General features: G+C 46.3%; 14 protein-coding genes. 11 read left to right on the top strand and 3 right to left on the bottom strand.

Annotation, left to right across the window (positions count from 1 at the left end):
- The 7 genes from QHH00_00890 to QHH00_00860 form a co-directional block, all read left to right on the top strand.
- On the top strand, positions 1-764 hold a 764-nt coding region (locus QHH00_00890; protein MDH7507941.1), incomplete at its 5' end, for a DUF2099 family protein.
- Between the two features lie 135 nt (positions 765-899).
- Entirely contained in the window at positions 900-2,189 is a 1,290-nt protein-coding gene (larA, locus tag QHH00_00885) for a nickel-dependent lactate racemase (GenBank protein ID MDH7507940.1), read from the top strand.
- Positions 2,186-2,491: a UxaA family hydrolase gene (locus QHH00_00880; GenBank protein ID MDH7507939.1), complete on the top strand. Its 306-nt coding sequence runs from the start codon at positions 2,186-2,188 to the stop codon at positions 2,489-2,491. Before larA ends, QHH00_00880 begins: the two co-directional genes overlap by 4 nt.
- A 543-nt stretch (positions 2,492-3,034) precedes the next feature.
- Positions 3,035-5,311, top strand: coding sequence for an amino acid permease (locus tag QHH00_00875; protein MDH7507938.1), 2,277 nt, complete (start codon positions 3,035-3,037; stop codon positions 5,309-5,311).
- 266 nt (positions 5,312-5,577) lie between these two features.
- Positions 5,578-6,288: a DUF429 domain-containing protein gene (locus QHH00_00870; GenBank protein ID MDH7507937.1), complete on the top strand. Its 711-nt coding sequence runs from the start codon at positions 5,578-5,580 to the stop codon at positions 6,286-6,288.
- The gene (locus QHH00_00865) at positions 6,285-7,010 is read left to right on the top strand and encodes a DUF45 domain-containing protein (protein MDH7507936.1); all 726 of its coding nucleotides are present in this window, start codon (positions 6,285-6,287) and stop codon (positions 7,008-7,010) included. The genes QHH00_00870 and QHH00_00865 overlap by 4 nt, the downstream gene beginning before the upstream one ends.
- 25 nt (positions 7,011-7,035) lie before the next feature.
- Positions 7,036-8,016, top strand: coding sequence for an HD domain-containing protein (locus QHH00_00860; GenBank protein MDH7507935.1), 981 nt, complete (start codon positions 7,036-7,038; stop codon positions 8,014-8,016).
- Here the strand turns inward: QHH00_00860 and QHH00_00855 are convergent.
- Entirely contained in the window at positions 8,013-8,285 is a 273-nt protein-coding gene (locus QHH00_00855) for a YkgJ family cysteine cluster protein (protein MDH7507934.1), read from the bottom strand. The two genes, QHH00_00860 and QHH00_00855, sit on opposite strands and share 4 nt — an antisense overlap.
- Positions 8,286-8,652: 367 nt before the next feature.
- On the opposite strand from QHH00_00855, the gene QHH00_00850 reads away from it, so the two are divergent.
- The 4 genes from QHH00_00850 to QHH00_00835 are packed head-to-tail and all read left to right on the top strand — an operon-like array spanning position 8,653 to position 13,298.
- Positions 8,653-9,207 (top strand): NTPase, encoded by a 555-nt coding sequence (locus QHH00_00850; protein ID MDH7507933.1) that lies wholly within the window; start codon positions 8,653-8,655, stop codon positions 9,205-9,207.
- 7 nt (positions 9,208-9,214) lie between these two features.
- On the top strand, positions 9,215-10,171 hold the full coding sequence (locus QHH00_00845) for a DUF72 domain-containing protein (GenBank protein ID MDH7507932.1): 957 nt from the start codon (positions 9,215-9,217) through the stop codon (positions 10,169-10,171).
- Positions 10,172-10,200: 29 nt separating this feature from the next.
- Entirely contained in the window at positions 10,201-12,300 is a 2,100-nt protein-coding gene (locus QHH00_00840) for an acetate--CoA ligase (protein MDH7507931.1), read from the top strand.
- Positions 12,297-13,298, top strand: coding sequence for a DRTGG domain-containing protein (locus tag QHH00_00835; protein MDH7507930.1), 1,002 nt, complete (start codon positions 12,297-12,299; stop codon positions 13,296-13,298). The genes QHH00_00840 and QHH00_00835 overlap by 4 nt, the downstream gene beginning before the upstream one ends.
- 34 nt (positions 13,299-13,332) lie before the next feature.
- Here the strand turns inward: QHH00_00835 and QHH00_00830 are convergent, their stop codons facing one another.
- Together QHH00_00830 and QHH00_00825 are read right to left on the bottom strand one after the other, a co-directional pair.
- Positions 13,333-15,738, bottom strand: a complete 2,406-nt coding sequence (locus QHH00_00830) for an SMC family ATPase (GenBank protein ID MDH7507929.1) — start codon at positions 15,736-15,738, stop codon at positions 13,333-13,335.
- 5 nt (positions 15,739-15,743) lie between these two features.
- On the bottom strand, positions 15,744-16,886 hold the full coding sequence (locus tag QHH00_00825) for an exonuclease SbcCD subunit D (protein MDH7507928.1): 1,143 nt from the start codon (positions 16,884-16,886) through the stop codon (positions 15,744-15,746).
- Between the last annotated feature and the right edge of the window lie 27 nt (positions 16,887-16,913).

Raw genomic sequence — 16,913 nt, 5'->3', positions numbered from 1 at the left:
TGAGAAAAGAGCTCTATGGATGTGAGGAAGAAAGCAAGGAGACAGTCGAGAGGGTGTTGAGGAAACATATGGATGAGTATGGCATGTACGGATCCGATAGGATACTTGAATCTCATGAGAAACCAGTTTCTTTTGGTGCTTCAGAGATAATAATGGACGCAATGCTGGAAGGCCTTGTGGATGCAGCTGTGGTTGTCTGCGAGGGCGCTGGGACGGTTGTTGTTCATGAGCCAAATATCCTGCAAGCGATTGGTGCACACATGACTGGTCTGATATCTACCGATCCGATCCCGGAAGTCATCAGCAAGCTGAAGGAGAAAGGTTGTCTTGTTGTAGACGAGGCATGCACTATTGATCAGGTCCAGGGATTTAGAAGGGCTGTAGAACTCGGATTTAGGAAAATTGTCGTCACGATTACAGGCCAAAGGGCTGATGATGCAAAGCTTCTCAAGGAAATGGGAGACCGGCTAGGCGTGCGGCCGATCGTTTTTGCCGTGCATAATACAGGTATAGGGGAAAGGGAAGCGAGAACGCTTGCAGAATATGCAGATGTCGTGTGGGGATGTGCTTCACGCTCTGTAAGGGAAGTTGTGGGAAAGGTATCGAAGATTCAAATAGGAGTGGCCATACCTGTCTTTGCTGTATCTGAAATCGGAAAAAGGTTAGTGCTCAATCGTGCATATCACTTTGAGGGCAGCCTTGTCATCCATCGAGCCTTATTACCCTTTGGATATGAGGATCGTCGACCAGAGCCACTATTATAAATGGCTTTCTTATGAACAAATGTTAACACGAGAATTTTGCTCCCGATCTCTCGCGTCTTGCTACTGTTTCGAATCGGTTTCCGATATTTGGGATAATATGTAAGTCATTGATTTTTCATTACTACAATGAATAGTATGGAAGTCCCAATTAGACACGGAAATGATGAAGATATAGTGGAAATCCCGGAAAAGAACCTTATCTGGGAGCTATCGCCGAATGATCTAGCTGCTGTTGATGACGAGCGCAAAGCCGTAGTAGATGCTGTCTCAAATCCTATCCACTGCGAAAGATTAAGCAAATTGGTCAAACCGCATATGGATGTCGTTATTATCGCCGATGATTTCACCCGCTCGACACCCAAGAAAGTTATTCTGCCCGTGATTCTTGACGAGCTCAATCTTGCTGGCGTTAGTGATGAGAAGATCACGGTTCTCATCGGCTTGGGTACCCATCGGTATATGACTGAAGAGGAGATTGTAAAGAACTTCGGAAGCGAGGTCGTTTCGAGGGTTAGGGTCGTTAATCATGAGTGGATGGATCCTCAAAATCTCGTATATATCGGCACGACCGCGAATGGGACTCCTGTGACGATTAATCGCATTGCGTATGAGGCGGATTTTCTCATCGGGGTCGGGAGTATTGTTCCCCATTGCTGGGCTGGGTTTTCGGGTGGAGCGAAAATTGTTCAGCCAGGGATTTGTGGTCCCGAGACGACGGCTGCAACACATTACTTGATTTTTGATGATGACGAAAGGGTGCTCGATTACGCGGGCGTGCAAGGGAACAAGGTGATGCAGGAGATGCGTGCCGTCGCTTTGAAAGCAGGGTTGCGATTTATCGTCAATGCCGTTATCAATAGTAAGGGGCAGCTCGTTAAAGTTGTCGCTGGCGATCCTATCATCGCCCACGACGCGGGGATTGATATCTCAAGGCGTATTTTTGTGAGAGAAGTCGAGAAGAAGGCAGATATCGTGATCGTTGAAGCATATCCAGCAGATCTTGATATGTGGCAGGCCACGAAGCCACTCTCGTATTCCAGACGTGTTGTCAAAGACGGCGGAACCGTGATTTTTGTCACAGCTGCTCCCGATGGCCTCTCTCCGACGCATCCGTTCCTCGCTGAGAAGGGCTGCAAGACTTATCAGGAGCTCAAGCAGATGATGAAGTGCGATCAGATTGATGACAAGGTGGCAGGTTCCCTTCTTATGCTTATAAAGAAAGGTGTAGAAGGCGTTAATGTCCTTGTTGTATCGAAGGGGCTAACAAGAGAGATGAAGCAGAAAATGAATATGGGGCACGCCGATTCAGTAGAAGATGCCTTGAACTTGGCTTTTGAAAAACATGGGATTGATGCCACCGTGGGCGTCATTCATCATGGGGGTGATGTGTTACCCGTTCTGAAGGAAGGAGGTAAAGTCTCATGAAACGAAAGGCAATTAAGATCAATGAAAAAGACAATGTGGCAACGGCACTAACCGATATCCAATCAGGCGAAATAGTTGTGATTAAAGGGGTAAAAGAGGAGGAGGTCAAAGTCGTCCAGGATATTCCTTTCGGGCACAAGATCGCACTTATGTATATTCCAGAAGGATCAGAGATTATCAAATATGGTGAGGTCATCGGGAGGGCAACTTCAGGCATAAAAAAAGGAGAACATGTACACGTCCATAATGTCGAAAGCTTGCGGGGTCGGGGTGATCTCTCGAAGGTGGATGCTGCAGAATAGAGGTGCTAAGACTCTTCTCACCGTCGTCCGTGAAATTGAATAAGAATACTGAGAAAGGAGTTGAATACGCTTATATCCTCGTATCTTGGGGTCATGTTCCAGTGGAAAGAAATCCTTAGTAGGCAGGAGGGCATTCTTTGGATCCAGATTTAATGTTGATAGCTTATCCGTCTTGTATTCCAATTTTGACCAGTCCCAAATTCCGCCCAATCGATGCCTAAAGACCAGTTGATGAACTCCATACAGGAGACGATTGAATTAATTTCAATTGAGAGGCAGCTAGTAGGGTCTAGGCTATGAGAATAGACATGGATGAGATATTTAGGTAAACAGAAAGAAGGTCAGGAGCTCATTTTCTATTGGATTCCTGATCATTGATCTGCTGTACTCCTCCTAGAATACACTACATAAGATACTCTGAGCGTGTTGTCCCATCCCAATTTATCCTTGGCTCAGGTTTATGATCAACTCTCGGTGTCTTATCAACTCAATAATTACTGTGGAAATACTTATTTCACCCCACCCCATAACAGTGCGACGATCATGGCCGACAAAGAAGGCTCAGGGCCGTCAAGCGTAGAGGTCACATTGCGAAGGGACCTCGGACTTTTGGAAGTCTTAATGATAGGAATCGGGCCGAATATCGGTTCGACAATCTTCGTTCTTGTTGGCATCGCCATCGGGATTGCAGGCCCCGCAATCCTTCTCGCCCTCGTCCTCAATTTCATTATCACGCTCCTTACAGCGATGTCGTATGCCGAACTTTCAAGTGCTTTCCCAGAGACTGGCGGCGGATACATGTGGATTAAGGAAGCACTTTTCCCTCCGATGGGTTTTCTGGGTGGATGGATGTCGTGGGTAGGCCATTGCATCGCTTGCGCTGTTTACGCGTTAGGTTTTGGCCTCGGAGTAAGTGCGATCTTCGCCCAATACGGTATCTCCCTTATCGGCCTCTCTTCTGAAACAATCTCGAAGCTCTTCGCTGTCGGCATCTCGATTTTCTTTATCTTTCTCAATTACCGTGGTGTAAAAGGAGCCGGGAGATCTGAGGTCATCATCTCGGTGATGCTCATCGGTATCATTGGGATCTACATGATTTTCTGTATCATCGCATTACTGAGCGGCAACGGAGTACAAGACGCGTTTGAACCATTTATCCCAATGGGCTACATGAGTATTGCGACTTCAATGGGCTTTACTTTCATGATCTTTGAAGGCTACGAAATCGTTGCACAAACTGGTGAGGAAGCAAAGGATCCTGAGAGAACAGTTCCACGCGCGATGTTTCTCTGTATCACCATCAGCGCCATTCTCTTCATCGCGATCACCGCGCTGACGATTGCAGTTATGGGATGGGAACCGATTGCTCAGTTAGCCTCGATCGGAAAGGGGCAGGAGGCGCTCGTCGTAGCCTCCCAAAAGGTCGTTCCTGTTCTCGGCGGGGCGATTATATCAGTGGGTATAATCATTGGGTCAATCGCTGCCGTAAACTCCGTGATCTTCTCATCTTCACGCGTCTCCTTTGCTATGGGGCGCGACGGCAATCTGCCAACGGTTTTTGGAAGACTCAATCGAAAGAATCATACGCCATCGGTTGCCATCTTCCTAAGTGGCGGTATTATTATATTTGCTTCAGCCTTCTTGCCGATTGCACAAGTCGCTGCCGTCGCTGACATCCTGATATTGCTTCTTTTCATACTCGTCAATATATCGGCAATTGCATTGAGATGGAAAAGACCGGATGCGAAAAGACATTTTTTGATTCCACTCTTTCCAATCTTGCCACTTATTGCGATTGGAGCTAAAGTCTTTTTGGCCGCGTCCCTTTTCAATTTTGAACCTCTTGCGTGGTATATTGCCCTTGCTGTGATTTATTCTGGGCTTCTCATTCATTACTTTGCAAAGGGGCGTAAAGAAATTGAAAAAATCGAAGTTCCAGCCAGGATGCTGCTAACTCCAGAGGAGTTGAGAAAATTCAGGGTTATGATACCCGTCGATGATCCAAGGAACGTCGGACTGATCGACCTGGGGTGTATTGTTGCCTCAAAGAATCACGGGGAGATTCTCCTCACCAATATTGTTGAAGTACCGACGGCTGTCCCCATTGACGCGGTCGACAAGAAAATCGTTGAGGAAAGGAAAAAAATGCTGGAAAAACTCAAAGTGTACGCTGAGCTGAGAGGCGTCCCCACCAGGGCGCTTGTTTCCGTATCCCACGATATTGTCACCGCGATCATCGACACAGCGAAGGAAGAAGAGGCCAATATGATCATTCTTGGTTGGAAAGGGTATACGAGAACGAAGAAGAGGATTTTCGGGAGAAAATTGGATGACATTTTGAGAGGAACGCCTTGCGACGTGATTGTGATGAGAGATGAAGAGAAACTGAGGCCCGAGAATATCTTGGTTTTATCGGGAGGATTATGGCACGTAAGCAAGGCAACAGAGATTGCGGCAGAGATTGCAAGGGTGAGCGCCGCGAGGGTCACAATACTCAATGTTATAGTGGACGAACGCTACCGGCTAAAGGCAATCGAATATTCTAAGCGCTTGATGGAAATAGTTAAATCCGCCGGGGTGCAGGTGATCACCAAAGAAATCAGACCGGAGACGATCATCGGTGGGGTCGTTGCAGAGTCAATGGATTATGACCTCCTCGTGATCGGTGTCGGTGTGAAGAGGCGCTGGAAGAAGTTTGTCTTCGGACCGACTCAAGATAAGATTGTTCAAAACGCGAAATGCCCTGTGCTCATTTATGAAAGGGTAGCGAGCAGAGAACCAACGGAACACTCTGCCGGGTCTGACGGACAAGATAAATGAAGTAATTAATATGGGTAGAGTGTCCAAGCCAGCATTTAAACAGTAGGTTCCATTCATTAATTGATGGCGGCGGGATGTTTTCGCCGATGGGTAGAGGTCAAATTTAGACGATGGGTTTTTTCGAAATTATCATTCAAAGACCTTACAGATCTACATCAAGTGAGCTCTAAAATGTTAAGGTTTGGTTACTGGGTTTGTGTGCTGCGAAAGCAGGTGACTTAAAGCAGTAATTACATTAATCTTTTTTAAATAGTTGGTGAGATTTTGTGCACTTCATCGGTATCGATCTTGGATGGAAGATGAATCCTCCACGGGATAAGGGAACAGCTATTTGCCTACTAACTTCTAGAGGTCGAGTTGAAAAGATCGAGCTTGTGACATCTGATGAAGAGATTATCGATAAAGCCACTGAGAAGAATCATACTTGGCTAGGGATTGATGCACCGCTGATCATCCCAGATCGTAGTGGGTTAAGGGAGTGTGAGAGGACACTTTTCTCGAAAGGCATTCGACTCTTACCAACGAATCGCGTTTTTTTCGAACGAAAATTCGGTGGTTGCCGTGGGGAGACCATAGCATTGAAATTATTGTCGCAGGGTTTCAAGTTTCCAGATCAATCTTTTGATGAGAAAATGGTTCTATTCGAAATCTATCCTTATGGCTTGCTCCACATCGTTACAAATGGAAATGTCCCATCATATAAGAGGGGAGATGAACGCAAAAGGCGTAAAGAAGCCCTTCGGGCTCTCTATCTCGCGAAACGATGGGAGCCTTCATTAGAAATTCCTTCAGAATTGAAGGCAGAAATTAATTGCGCGTCTAAGAGAGATCTGGCAAGTGTTATGGATAAGATCGATGCACTTTTAGGCGCAGTATGCGTGTATTCGCATTGGAGAAATAGGGGGCGCCGCACTGAGTCTATTGGAAACAATGACGACGGTTTTATTCTTCTTCCGAAGCAGGAGGCGGTCGATTGAGATTATTGGGCGATGCAACCCTTGAGAGGGTCATAAATGCGGTCGGTAAAGAATACGGTTATGGTCAGATCAGAGCACAATTTTACCCGTTTAAGGAGTTGAAGGGTACCTGGATAAGAAGAGGATCGCAGCTCTCTCTTCGCATATCCGATTATATGTGTTGGGCAGATGAAGAGATTATCGAAGATTTTGCCCGCTCACTCTTTTGCAGAATAAAATCGAGGAACAGGAAAGAATCATACGGAGAAACGTTCAAGAACTGGATCCAGTCCAGAGAGTTTGTTGAGAAGAATCGCCCGATCTATCTTCAGCGCAGCAGAAATCTCAAGTTATCACCATTGGGCTCCACGTTCAATTTGGAAGAGATTCGTCGCCAGCTTGAGGAAACCGGACTTGTCAGAGAGCGGCCAGATGCATATCTTACGTGGACGATCAATGGTAATAAAAGCCGTGTTGGATGTTGTAGCGTTATCATGAAGGTGATAGCGATTAGTTCGCTGCTAGATTCCCCGTCTGTACCACCGATCGTTCCCGCTTACGTCCTTTACCATGAACTGTTACATCTTGAGATGAGTTCTGAGCAGCTTTTTGCCGGTCATGGACCAGAATTCAGGAGGCGAGAGAAAATGTTTCCTGAATGGAATGAGGCAGAACTTTGGTTGAAGAAAATTGCTAAGGGTAGAGTGGCTTGCGGAAGCATGTTATTGACTGGGGATATTTGAGTAGGATGAATTGAGGTGCATGCAAATGGAGATCAAGCAGTTGAAAAAGCGATTTATTAGGGATCTTGTTGTTGGCGAAGAGATCGACGATCTTTTTTCAATTAAATACAAGAAACCGCCCCGCCGATATGCAGGAGGATTTGCGTTCGAGTTACGTATTTCTGATAGAACTGGCCAGATGAATTTGAAATACTGGGGAACGGGTGACGAAGAGACGATTCGGGAGCTTTATGACAGCCTCAAGAACGGTGATGTCATCAGGGTGCGAGGCGTGGTATGTGAATATAAGGATGTTATGGAGATCGGTGTTAATGCTGAAAGTGATGACTCCATCTCCGTGGTTCAGCCAGGTTTTTATGATATAAAGGATTTTGTTGCTATCAGTGACAAAGACCTTGATCAAATGATGTCAACTATCAACTCTTTCATTAAGAAAGTTGAAAATTCATTTCTTCGATCTCTTTTATCGACCTTCTTTTCGGATGAGTTATTTGTTGAGCAATTCAAGCATGCACCAGCGTCTATATCGATCCATGGTAATTGGGTAGGAGGACTGCTTGAGCATACATTGCGTGTCACGCAAATATGTGAGTTCCTGTCAAGATTATACCAAAATCTCGATCGCGATCTACTCATTACTGGTGCGGTGCTTCATGATATTGGAAAGATCGAGGAATACCGCATCAAAACGAGCATCGAGGAAACGGACGATGGAATGCTTCGCGGGCATCTTGTCATCGGATCTGAAATGGTTTCGAGGGCGTGTGATTCGATTCCTGACTTCCCTGAAAACCTCAAGATCAAGACTTGTCACATTCTGTTGAGCCATCATGGAAAACCTGAACTGGGATCACCAAGGACGCCGATGTTTCCTGAAGCCGCAGCGGTTTCACTCGCCGATGACATGGATTCCCGCATCGAGCAGTATATCCGAGCGAAAGAGGAAGCGTCTACAGATGACAATTGGTTTTGGAGTAAGAGGCTCGGGTCAGTCTATCTTCGCTAATCCTGATCTTCTATTACGAAATAATAGGAGCACCTCGGGAGTCCCTTAAGTTGATCTGGATGCCACGGGAATGCGGCACAAAATGGGGGCCTCCTTGAGTAAATCGTGCATGTCCATTCGCCCCCGATCAATGCAAGAAATTGACATTGTCCGTTCTCTGGCAGACCATTTTCAGCATAGAATTTTCTTGCTTCTTCATCGATTTCGAATCGCGGCTTACAACAATCGCCGCAACGATTGCAGATACCCTTCCTGATGTACCGCGCCACCAATCGTCTAGATGGTCTCATAGAATTTGGTTTTTCCGGAGAAAACTTCGAATGAAGGCTGGTGGAAAAGGTGTCCCCCAGCCCTAACAGGTTGGGTCATCGCAGGGAAACACCCGCCTCACCACACTGACCCAGGCTGGGGCTTGTTGAGTACCGGGGTTGGTCTCCAGTCATGACCCGATGCCACATCGTCGTTCCTGGAGCGACCCATTTTAACGATACCCTGTCCACCCGAAGATTTATTGGGAATTTTCGATCCCGACCTCTTCGGGCATTTATATTTAGTATCACATGGATATTTAAATTTAGATGTTCCTAATTTGTCATTCGTTGGTCTAGAATTACAATGCTTTGATGCGTGATTCCAATGGCATCTAGCTCTAAAATCAAAAAGAACTTCCTGATCACGGGCCCACCAGGCATTGGCAAGACGACTGTCATAACAAAAGTCGCAAAAACTCTTGAAAACGAATGTGGTGGGTTTTACACGACTGAGGTGAGAATAAAAGGGATCAGAAAAGGATTTGAGATCATCACATTGGACGGAATGAGCGGTATTCTTGCTGATGTCTCTCTGTCTAATGTGCCAAAAGTTGGCAAATACGGCGTCAATCTCGAAGACATTGACCAGGTTGCAGTCGCATCCATCCGGAAAGCAATGATGACTAAGAATATCGTGATCATTGACGAGATCGGAAAGATGGAAGTCCTATCGCCATTATTCAGATCTGCGGTAATCGCGGCACTTGACTCTCCGAAGCCTGTCATTGGGACGATTGCAGAGAGGGGCGATCCTTTTTTCGACGCGATCAGAGAAAGAGAGGATGTCGAGATTCTTGTTGTTTCCCTGGGCAACCGTGATGATCTACCGGGTTTCATCATTCAACGGCTGCGAAAGTTTTTATCTACCGATGATCAATAGAAATTCGATGACCGTCTTAGTGGGTTGCAGTGGCTGGTCATACGATGATTGGGTCGGAAGATTCTATCCTCTTTACCTGGCGAAAAGGAAGGAGGAATGGCTACGATATTATGCTCAATTCTTCAAGACTGTAGAAATCAACAGCACTTTCTACAGACCGCCGAGCGAATTTCTCGTACGGTCATGGATCTCAAAAGCATCATCTCTTGGTGAATTTGAGTTCTCAGTCAAGGTGCCGCAGCTCATCACTCACGATTCACTCGTCAATGGAAAGGTTGAAGCCGCGGTTCGACAAGCCCGGTCCTTCGAAGAAATTTGTATTGCGCCACTTGCAAAGGAGGATCTCTTGGGTGTTGCTCTCATCCAATTATCTCCGTATTTCAAGTATGGTCCTGATTCGATTTTGTCGCTTACAACACTCCTTTCATCCGTCGCCTGTGATCGATACCGTTACGCCATTGAATTCCGGCACAGGTCATGGATCGATGATTCAGGGAGTCGCGTCGTTGGGGAGGTGATCGACCTTCTCAAGAAATTCAACGTGGCGCTGGTCGTCGTGGATGGACCTGGATTTCCTTTCATAGATCAACTGACATCATATCATTCTTATATTCGATTTCATGGCCGAAACTACGATATCTGGTTTGACGACGAAAAAGAAGATGACTTTCGAATCAATCGGTATGATTATCTTTATTCAGAGGATCAGCTCGAACCGTGGAAAGAGAGAATTAAGAAAATGCAATCTGAGACTAAAGAGATCCGTGTCTATTTCAATAATCATGGTAGCGCAAAGGCCGTTAAGAATGCGCTGCAGATGATGGATCTTCTTTCAATACCCCATCGTGAAAAGGAGGTGCACGTGCAAAACCAAATGAAGTTGGGCACCTTTAATTCCAATTATTATTTGGATGAATCTGAGATGAATCATAACTTTCAAATATCGAGATCCGATAGGGCCTAATCCGGCAACACTAAGTAGGGAGTAGTAAGATGAAAACCCTATTCGAGCCTGAGTCGATCGCTGTTGTTGGCGCTGCGAGGGAAGAGTCTAAAGTCGGTCATGTCGTCGTAAGGAACCTTATTGCCTCTGGCTTCGAAGGGAAAATCTATCCAGTCAATCCAAAGGCTGACGAGATTCTCGGTCTTAAGTGCTATCCTTCACTGGGCGCAATTCCTGGAAATGTAGACCTTGCAATTATCGTTGTCCCGAATGTCTTGGTTCCAAGGATCATGGAAGAGGCCGGTCAAAAGGGTGTCAGATCTGTTATTATTATTACATCAGGGTTCAAGGAGAGCGGCAAGGAAGGTGCGGAACTCGAGAAGAAGGTTGGAGAGATTGGAAGAAAATATGGTATCAATATCCTTGGTCCAAATTGTCTTGGTCTCATTAACACGCATCACAACATGAATGCGACCTTCACCCGCAACTACCCAAAAAAGGGGACGATCTCGGTTACATCCCAATCTGGTGCGATTTGCACAACAATCCTTGACTGGGCATCGCAAAATAACATCGGTTTCTCAAAGTTTATCAGCGTTGGGAATAAAGTTGATCTCGACGAGGCCGATCTTCTCAGATATCTGCGAGACGACGATCAGACAAAAGTTATTGCCATGTACATTGAAGGAACTGAACGTGGTGTTGAATTCATGCGTCAGGCAGCACTAACAACAAAGAGCAAGCCGATCATTGCACTTAAGGCAGGGCGGACGAGTTCTGGTGCAAAGGCCGCTTCGTCCCATACTGGTGCACTTTCGGGGAGCGATGCGGTCTACGATGCTGCGATGGAACAGTCAGGAATCGTTCGTGTTAAGACGATTGATCAACTTTTTGATCTCCTCCTTGCGTTTTCGAATATGCCGCTACCAAATGGTGATAGAGTTGCGATCGTTACGAATGCTGGCGGTCTGGGAGTGATGGCTGCGGATGCCGCTGCGGATCATGGTTTAACCCTTGCGTCTTTTTCACCTGAGACGATTGCGAAACTTAAGAGTAGGCTACCGGAGCAAGCGAATTTCTATAATCCTGTTGATGTGATCGGTGATGCGGACGCGGCGAGGTACGAGTTTGCTATCAAGACGGTGATGGAAGACGAAAATGTCTCCTGCATTGCCGTCATGCTCGCCCCAACAGATCTCGTCGATATTCCGGAGACTGCAAAGATCCTTGCTTCATTCGCTAACAAGACAAAGATCCCGATTGTTTCGGCATTCGTCGGCGGGGAAGACTGTGCGGAAGGGATTGAGATTCTGCGGAAGGCGGGGATTCCGAATTACGAATCACCTGATAGGGCAATGGCCGCTTTGAGTGGAATGGTTCGCTACGCAAAGATAAAGAATGCAAGAATAGAAAGTGAGCATGTGAAGATAGAAGGCGATAAGAAGACGGTGCGGGAACTCATTGACAAGGTTCTTTCCGAAGGAAGAACATCACTAAGCGAAGATGAAGGAAAGGAGATCTTCAAAGCATATGAAATACCTGTACCCGGTGAGGGACTCGCAAAAACTCCTGAGGAAGCGGTGGAAATTGCAAACAGACTTGGTTATCCCGTCGTCATGAAGATCGCATCACCAGATATTTTCCACAAGACGGATGTCGGAGGTGTTGCGGTCAATGTGAGCTCGCCAGAAGATGTCCGAAGACAATTTGAGCTCATCACCGCACGCTGCCGGAGCCGGATGCCGAACGCACGAATATTAGGCGTCTCTGTGCAGCAAATGATCACTGGTAGAGAAGTCATCGTTGGGATGGTTAGGGATCCCCAGTTTGGACCGGTCATCACGTTCGGCCTTGGCGGTATTTTTGTCGAAATCCTAAGGGATGTATCTCAGAGAATTGCACCGCTATCGCGTGATGATGTAAACAAGATGATCCAGTCTATCAAGGCATATCCAATACTCACAGGAGCAAGAGGTAGGAAACCGGCGGATATAGAATCACTCAAGGATGTTATATTCAGGGTAGCTCAGATTGCACTGGATTTCCCTGAGATTTCGGAACTAGAAATCAATCCGGTTATCGTTGGTGATGAAGGAAAGGGTTGTGGCGCCGTTGACGCGCTCGTTACCATAAGGAGGGAGAGTAGGTGAAGGCAATTTATATTGGAGCGGTTGTGGAAAGAGCTGGGAAAACGATGGTGACACTGGGGTTAGCGAAAAACTGCCCCGGGAAGGTTTGTTATTTCAAGCCGTTTAAAGAAGACGTCATTCCTATTGATAATCGGCTCGTTGACATGGATGCGTTTCTCATGAAGAAAGTTCTAGGTCTGGAGCTTGACGAAGAATCGCTCTCGCCTTGTCGATACGACCTTTTCAGACCAACAACAATGGAAAGGCTTCTCAAGGCGTATGATAAGGTGAAATGCGACTTCGATTATATGCTCATTGAAGGCGCAAGAATCATTCAAACCGGTTACCTGCATGATGTTTCGGGACTCGCATTCTCGGAGGCGGTCGGCGCTGATGTCATCCTCGTCACGACTTCACATCCAAATGGGGTCGAGAGGGTCGGCATGCTGAAACGTCTCATGGAAACTTACAAGCTCAATTTCAAGGGAGTCATTCTTAACCAAACGGACGATCCTGCTATTGAAGCGTTGCTCGATGAAAAGGGAATACCCGTTCTCGGCTCAATTCCCACCATTAAGGAGCTTAAATATTACCGCGTCAAGGAAGTCGCGGACGCGTTAGGCGCAGATGTGATTGTTGGGGAGGAAGGCCTCAACAAGGTCATCGAGGAAGTGACAATAGGAGCAATGCGGCCGGAGACAGCGATCAAGTACCTCAGAAGGATAGCAAAAAAGGCGGTTATCACCGGTGGAGACAGGTCCGATATCCAGATCGCCGCACTCTCAACCGATACGTCATGCCTTATCCTCACCGGCGGGCTCTATCCAGAGAAGACGGTTATCGCGAAGGCATATGAGGAACAAATTCCAATTCTTCTCGTCAGGTATGACACTGCGACAACTGCTGAAATGGTCGAGCATCTGATAGCAAGAATTGATCCGGATGACCAGGGTAAAATCGATCTCATTACAAGGGTTGTCAGAGAACACATCGATCTCAGCAAGATATGGGAAAAGTGAATTTGGACACGCACGACAGACGGAAAGTCGCTTCTTAACCCATTAGACTGATCTCGCTAGTCCCGTCCTCCCTCTCCCTCACATTGATCACGTGAGTCATGAAATCCTTCACGTCATCAATGTGTGTAATCAATATGATCTGGCTGAACTGCTTTGACAGGTGATTCAGTGTCTTCATGATGTTCCGTTTTCTCGTCTGATCCTGCGATCCAAAGATCTCATCAAGTATCAAGAAATTAACACTGCTACCAGCTCTTTCGGCAATGATCCTCGATATGGCAAGTCTCAGGCAGAGATTTGCCAGGTCAGCCTCACCGCCAGAGAATCTCGAGATCGGGTACCGATCGCCACCGTCGTAAATATAAATCTCGTAGTCATCGTCGAGTTCCATCCCGCCGAATTTCGAATCGGTCAGCTCAGTAAACAACGCGGAAGAAATTTCCGAGAGTGTTGGTACGATCTTTGACATGACATTCTCTCGGAATCCCTTCATTATTACACTGAGTGTGCTGAGGTTTTCAAGTTGCTTCGTTTTCTCAGCGAGATTCCTTTCCTGCTCGTCCAGATCCTTTATCTGTCTTTCGATGTTTTTAATCTCGAACTCTTTGAGACGAATATCTCCTTCTTTTTCTTTGAGGGCCATCTCGACCTCCTGCTTTGCCTCGCGCGCTCTCTCGTAACGCTCGTATGCCTCCTTTGCCTCAGCCTCGACATACCCCAAAGAGTCAATCTGTTCTCGCACTTTCCTGAGCGACTCCCTTTCTATCCCGAGTTGTTCTTCGATCGTCCTCATTTCTTCTTGCAGTTCTGGCAATCGTTCAAACTTCGCGCGTGATTCCAGATATCTCTGAGCAACTTTCTCGAGCTCTTGGATCCTCAGCTTGACCCTCCGATATTCAGCCTCGTCGAAAGTGATCTTCTCCAACGCGGTGATCTTCACTTCGAGCTCATTGATTTCCAAAATAAACTCCTGAATTTTTGATTGAAGGTGTTCGAGTTCAGATATAAGCTTTATCTCTTCTTTTTGCTTCCTAATTAAATCGCCTTTCCTTTTTTCCAGAGCCTCTTTTCTTTCAATCTCCTTTTTGAATGTTTCTTCGATCGTCTTTCTTTCATCAAGCCTGAGCGAAATCAATTTTTGTTGTTCTTCGACTTCCTTCGTGAGTTTTTGAAGCAGTAAAGCATGGTAGTCACCAAGAGGTCTTTCACATGTGGGGCAGCAACTTTCAGGACCGAGACGTGCGATTTCCATTTGCTTTTCTTCTGTTTCTTTGATGGCACGCTCAGCTTTCTCTATTTCGGAATCTAGAAGGCTGAGACGGTATTTAGCCTCGGTCAATCGATCGTCAACCTCCTTCATTGTTTTCTCAACCGTCATTAACCGATCCTCAATATCAGCAAATGAGGCAAGCACCTTTCTTTTTTCGATCACCTCCCCTTCAACTCCTGCCTTTTCACTCTTCAATTTTTCGAGTCTTATTTTTGAGACTCTCAGCTCCTCAAAAGCACGGAGGCATTTGTCCATTTCGTCTTTCTTTTTCATCAATTCCTTGTATTCGATGTATCTCGGTTCAAGAGAAAGCATATCATTACCAATGACCTGAAGCCGAGCGATTTCTGTCTCAAGTTCCGCCCGCTTTCTTTCATACGCCGCCAATCTCTCACGTTTTTCGATCATGCGGTTCTTGAGCTGGTTGAATATCTCCTCTTTATTCTTCAATTCGTCCCTGCGGGCTTTCACTTGTGCCAGTGTTTTTTCCATGGCGTTTAGTTTCTCCTGGAGTAGATACAACTCGTTTCTTTCGCGTTCAAGTTCCAGATTCAGTGCATCCAGTTGTTTTTTCAATAACTCAATCTTCTTAAAGCCTTCGGGCGAAAGAAGAAGACCAGATAACATTGTGATATCTCTTGTTATAGAACGAACGTCTTTGTCGATATTGCTGACGACATTGTCGAGAACATCAATTTCCAGCATTCGTAGTACGAGTTTTTTTCGCTCAGACGAACGGAGCGCTGACAACGCCGCCAAATCCTTTTGTCGCGCAAAAACTGAAATGAAAAAGGCTTTATAATCCATACCCAGCCTTCTTGCCATCTCCTCTGTTACTGTCTGGTCTCCCTTCGCCGCAGGTCTGTTGTTGACGAAGAGCCGTGCGTCGACCTTAAGCTCCCGTCCCCTCATCGAGCGCTCGAGCTTATATGAATCACCTTCGAGCTCAAACTCGAGCAGAACTCGACACTCCTCGTTTGGACCAGCCCCGGCTCTGATGACTCCTTCCTTCGTCGTTCTTACGATTGGTGTTTCATTCCCATAGATCGCCCATGCAATCGCTTCAATTAGGCTAGACTTTCCAGCGCCGTTCGGGCCGATAATACCAATAACACCGTCTGGAAATTCGAGTGCACAATGCTTGAATTTCCTGTAGTTCTGAAGTTCCATGTATCTCAGTCGGATTCTTCCAGCCCCCTATTGAGGTATTCGAGTCCTAGCTCTCTGATGACTTCCTTATCTACCCCCTCGACAGGGTATCGTTCTAAGAATGAAACAAACTCCCTTGGCAATGAGCTCAGCATTGTCGCGGACGACTGAACAGTTACATTCTCTTGAATGAGATCGTATCTTAAATCAAAGACCAGGGCGCTCTTCGTCATCTCCCTGATCCTCCCGAAATCGAGCGTCTTATACAGCGAGCTACGCAGGTTCTTGATCCTTAAGCGCACGATCTTACCGTCAAGCGGTTGCGATTCAATTAATAGTTCGATCTGATCCTTCAAAGAAATCGCATCCAACCTCGACGCATCAATGATAGGGAGGTCAATCATTTCCCTCGTCTTGATCTCGATGAATTCTTTTTTCCCATCTTCAAGATCAATTACAAGAAACCCTTTCTTTTGATTTGCTTCCGCAAAGGAGAATCTTTCCGTTGAACCAGCGTAACATGCATTGTCATTGACCTCAAAGTATCCGTGGTAGTGACCTAAAGCGATGTAGTCGAACTCTTTTTTCAAATACGATGATTGGATAAGAGCCTCGTTGAATTCGTCCATCTTGAAGACGCTTAGACCTACAACGCCAGCATGTAGCATCATGACGTTATACCGCGCATCTTTGCAGAGTTTAATCATTTCGATATTCTCCCTTAATGTCTCGCTATCACAGTGGGGAACCGCATGGACGACCATATCGCCGACTCTGATTTTCTCATAAACACCCTTATAAACTGGCCTAATCCCATTAATATGTTCAAAAATCCGGAAAACACTCCCCGTTTCTTGAAGGCGTGGCGTCGAGTGATTACCCGCGATAACTACGACTGGAATTCCCCTTTCTGTGATACGGACCAGTTGCTCGAGTGCATATGATATCGCTCTGTTGGTCGGTCTAACCGAGTCAAATAAATCGCCTGAATGAAGAACGGCATCTGGGCGGATCTCCAAAATCCGATCGACAGTCTCCCTAAACGCGTTGAAAACATCGACCTCTCGTTGGTTGAGACCAGTTTCCTCATCCACTTTAGAATATGCTGAGTATCCAATATGGGTATCAGATAAATGAACGATCTTCAAACCCCGTCTCCCCTTTGGCAATCCGTGTTCATCGGATAAGTTAGGTTG

The sequence above is a fragment of the Methanomassiliicoccales archaeon genome, assembly GCA_029907465.1.
Lineage (GTDB): Archaea > Thermoplasmatota > Thermoplasmata > Methanomassiliicoccales > JACIVX01 > JACIVX01.
Note: the sequence above shows the minus strand (reverse complement) of the source record. Positions and strands in the feature narration are given on the sequence as shown.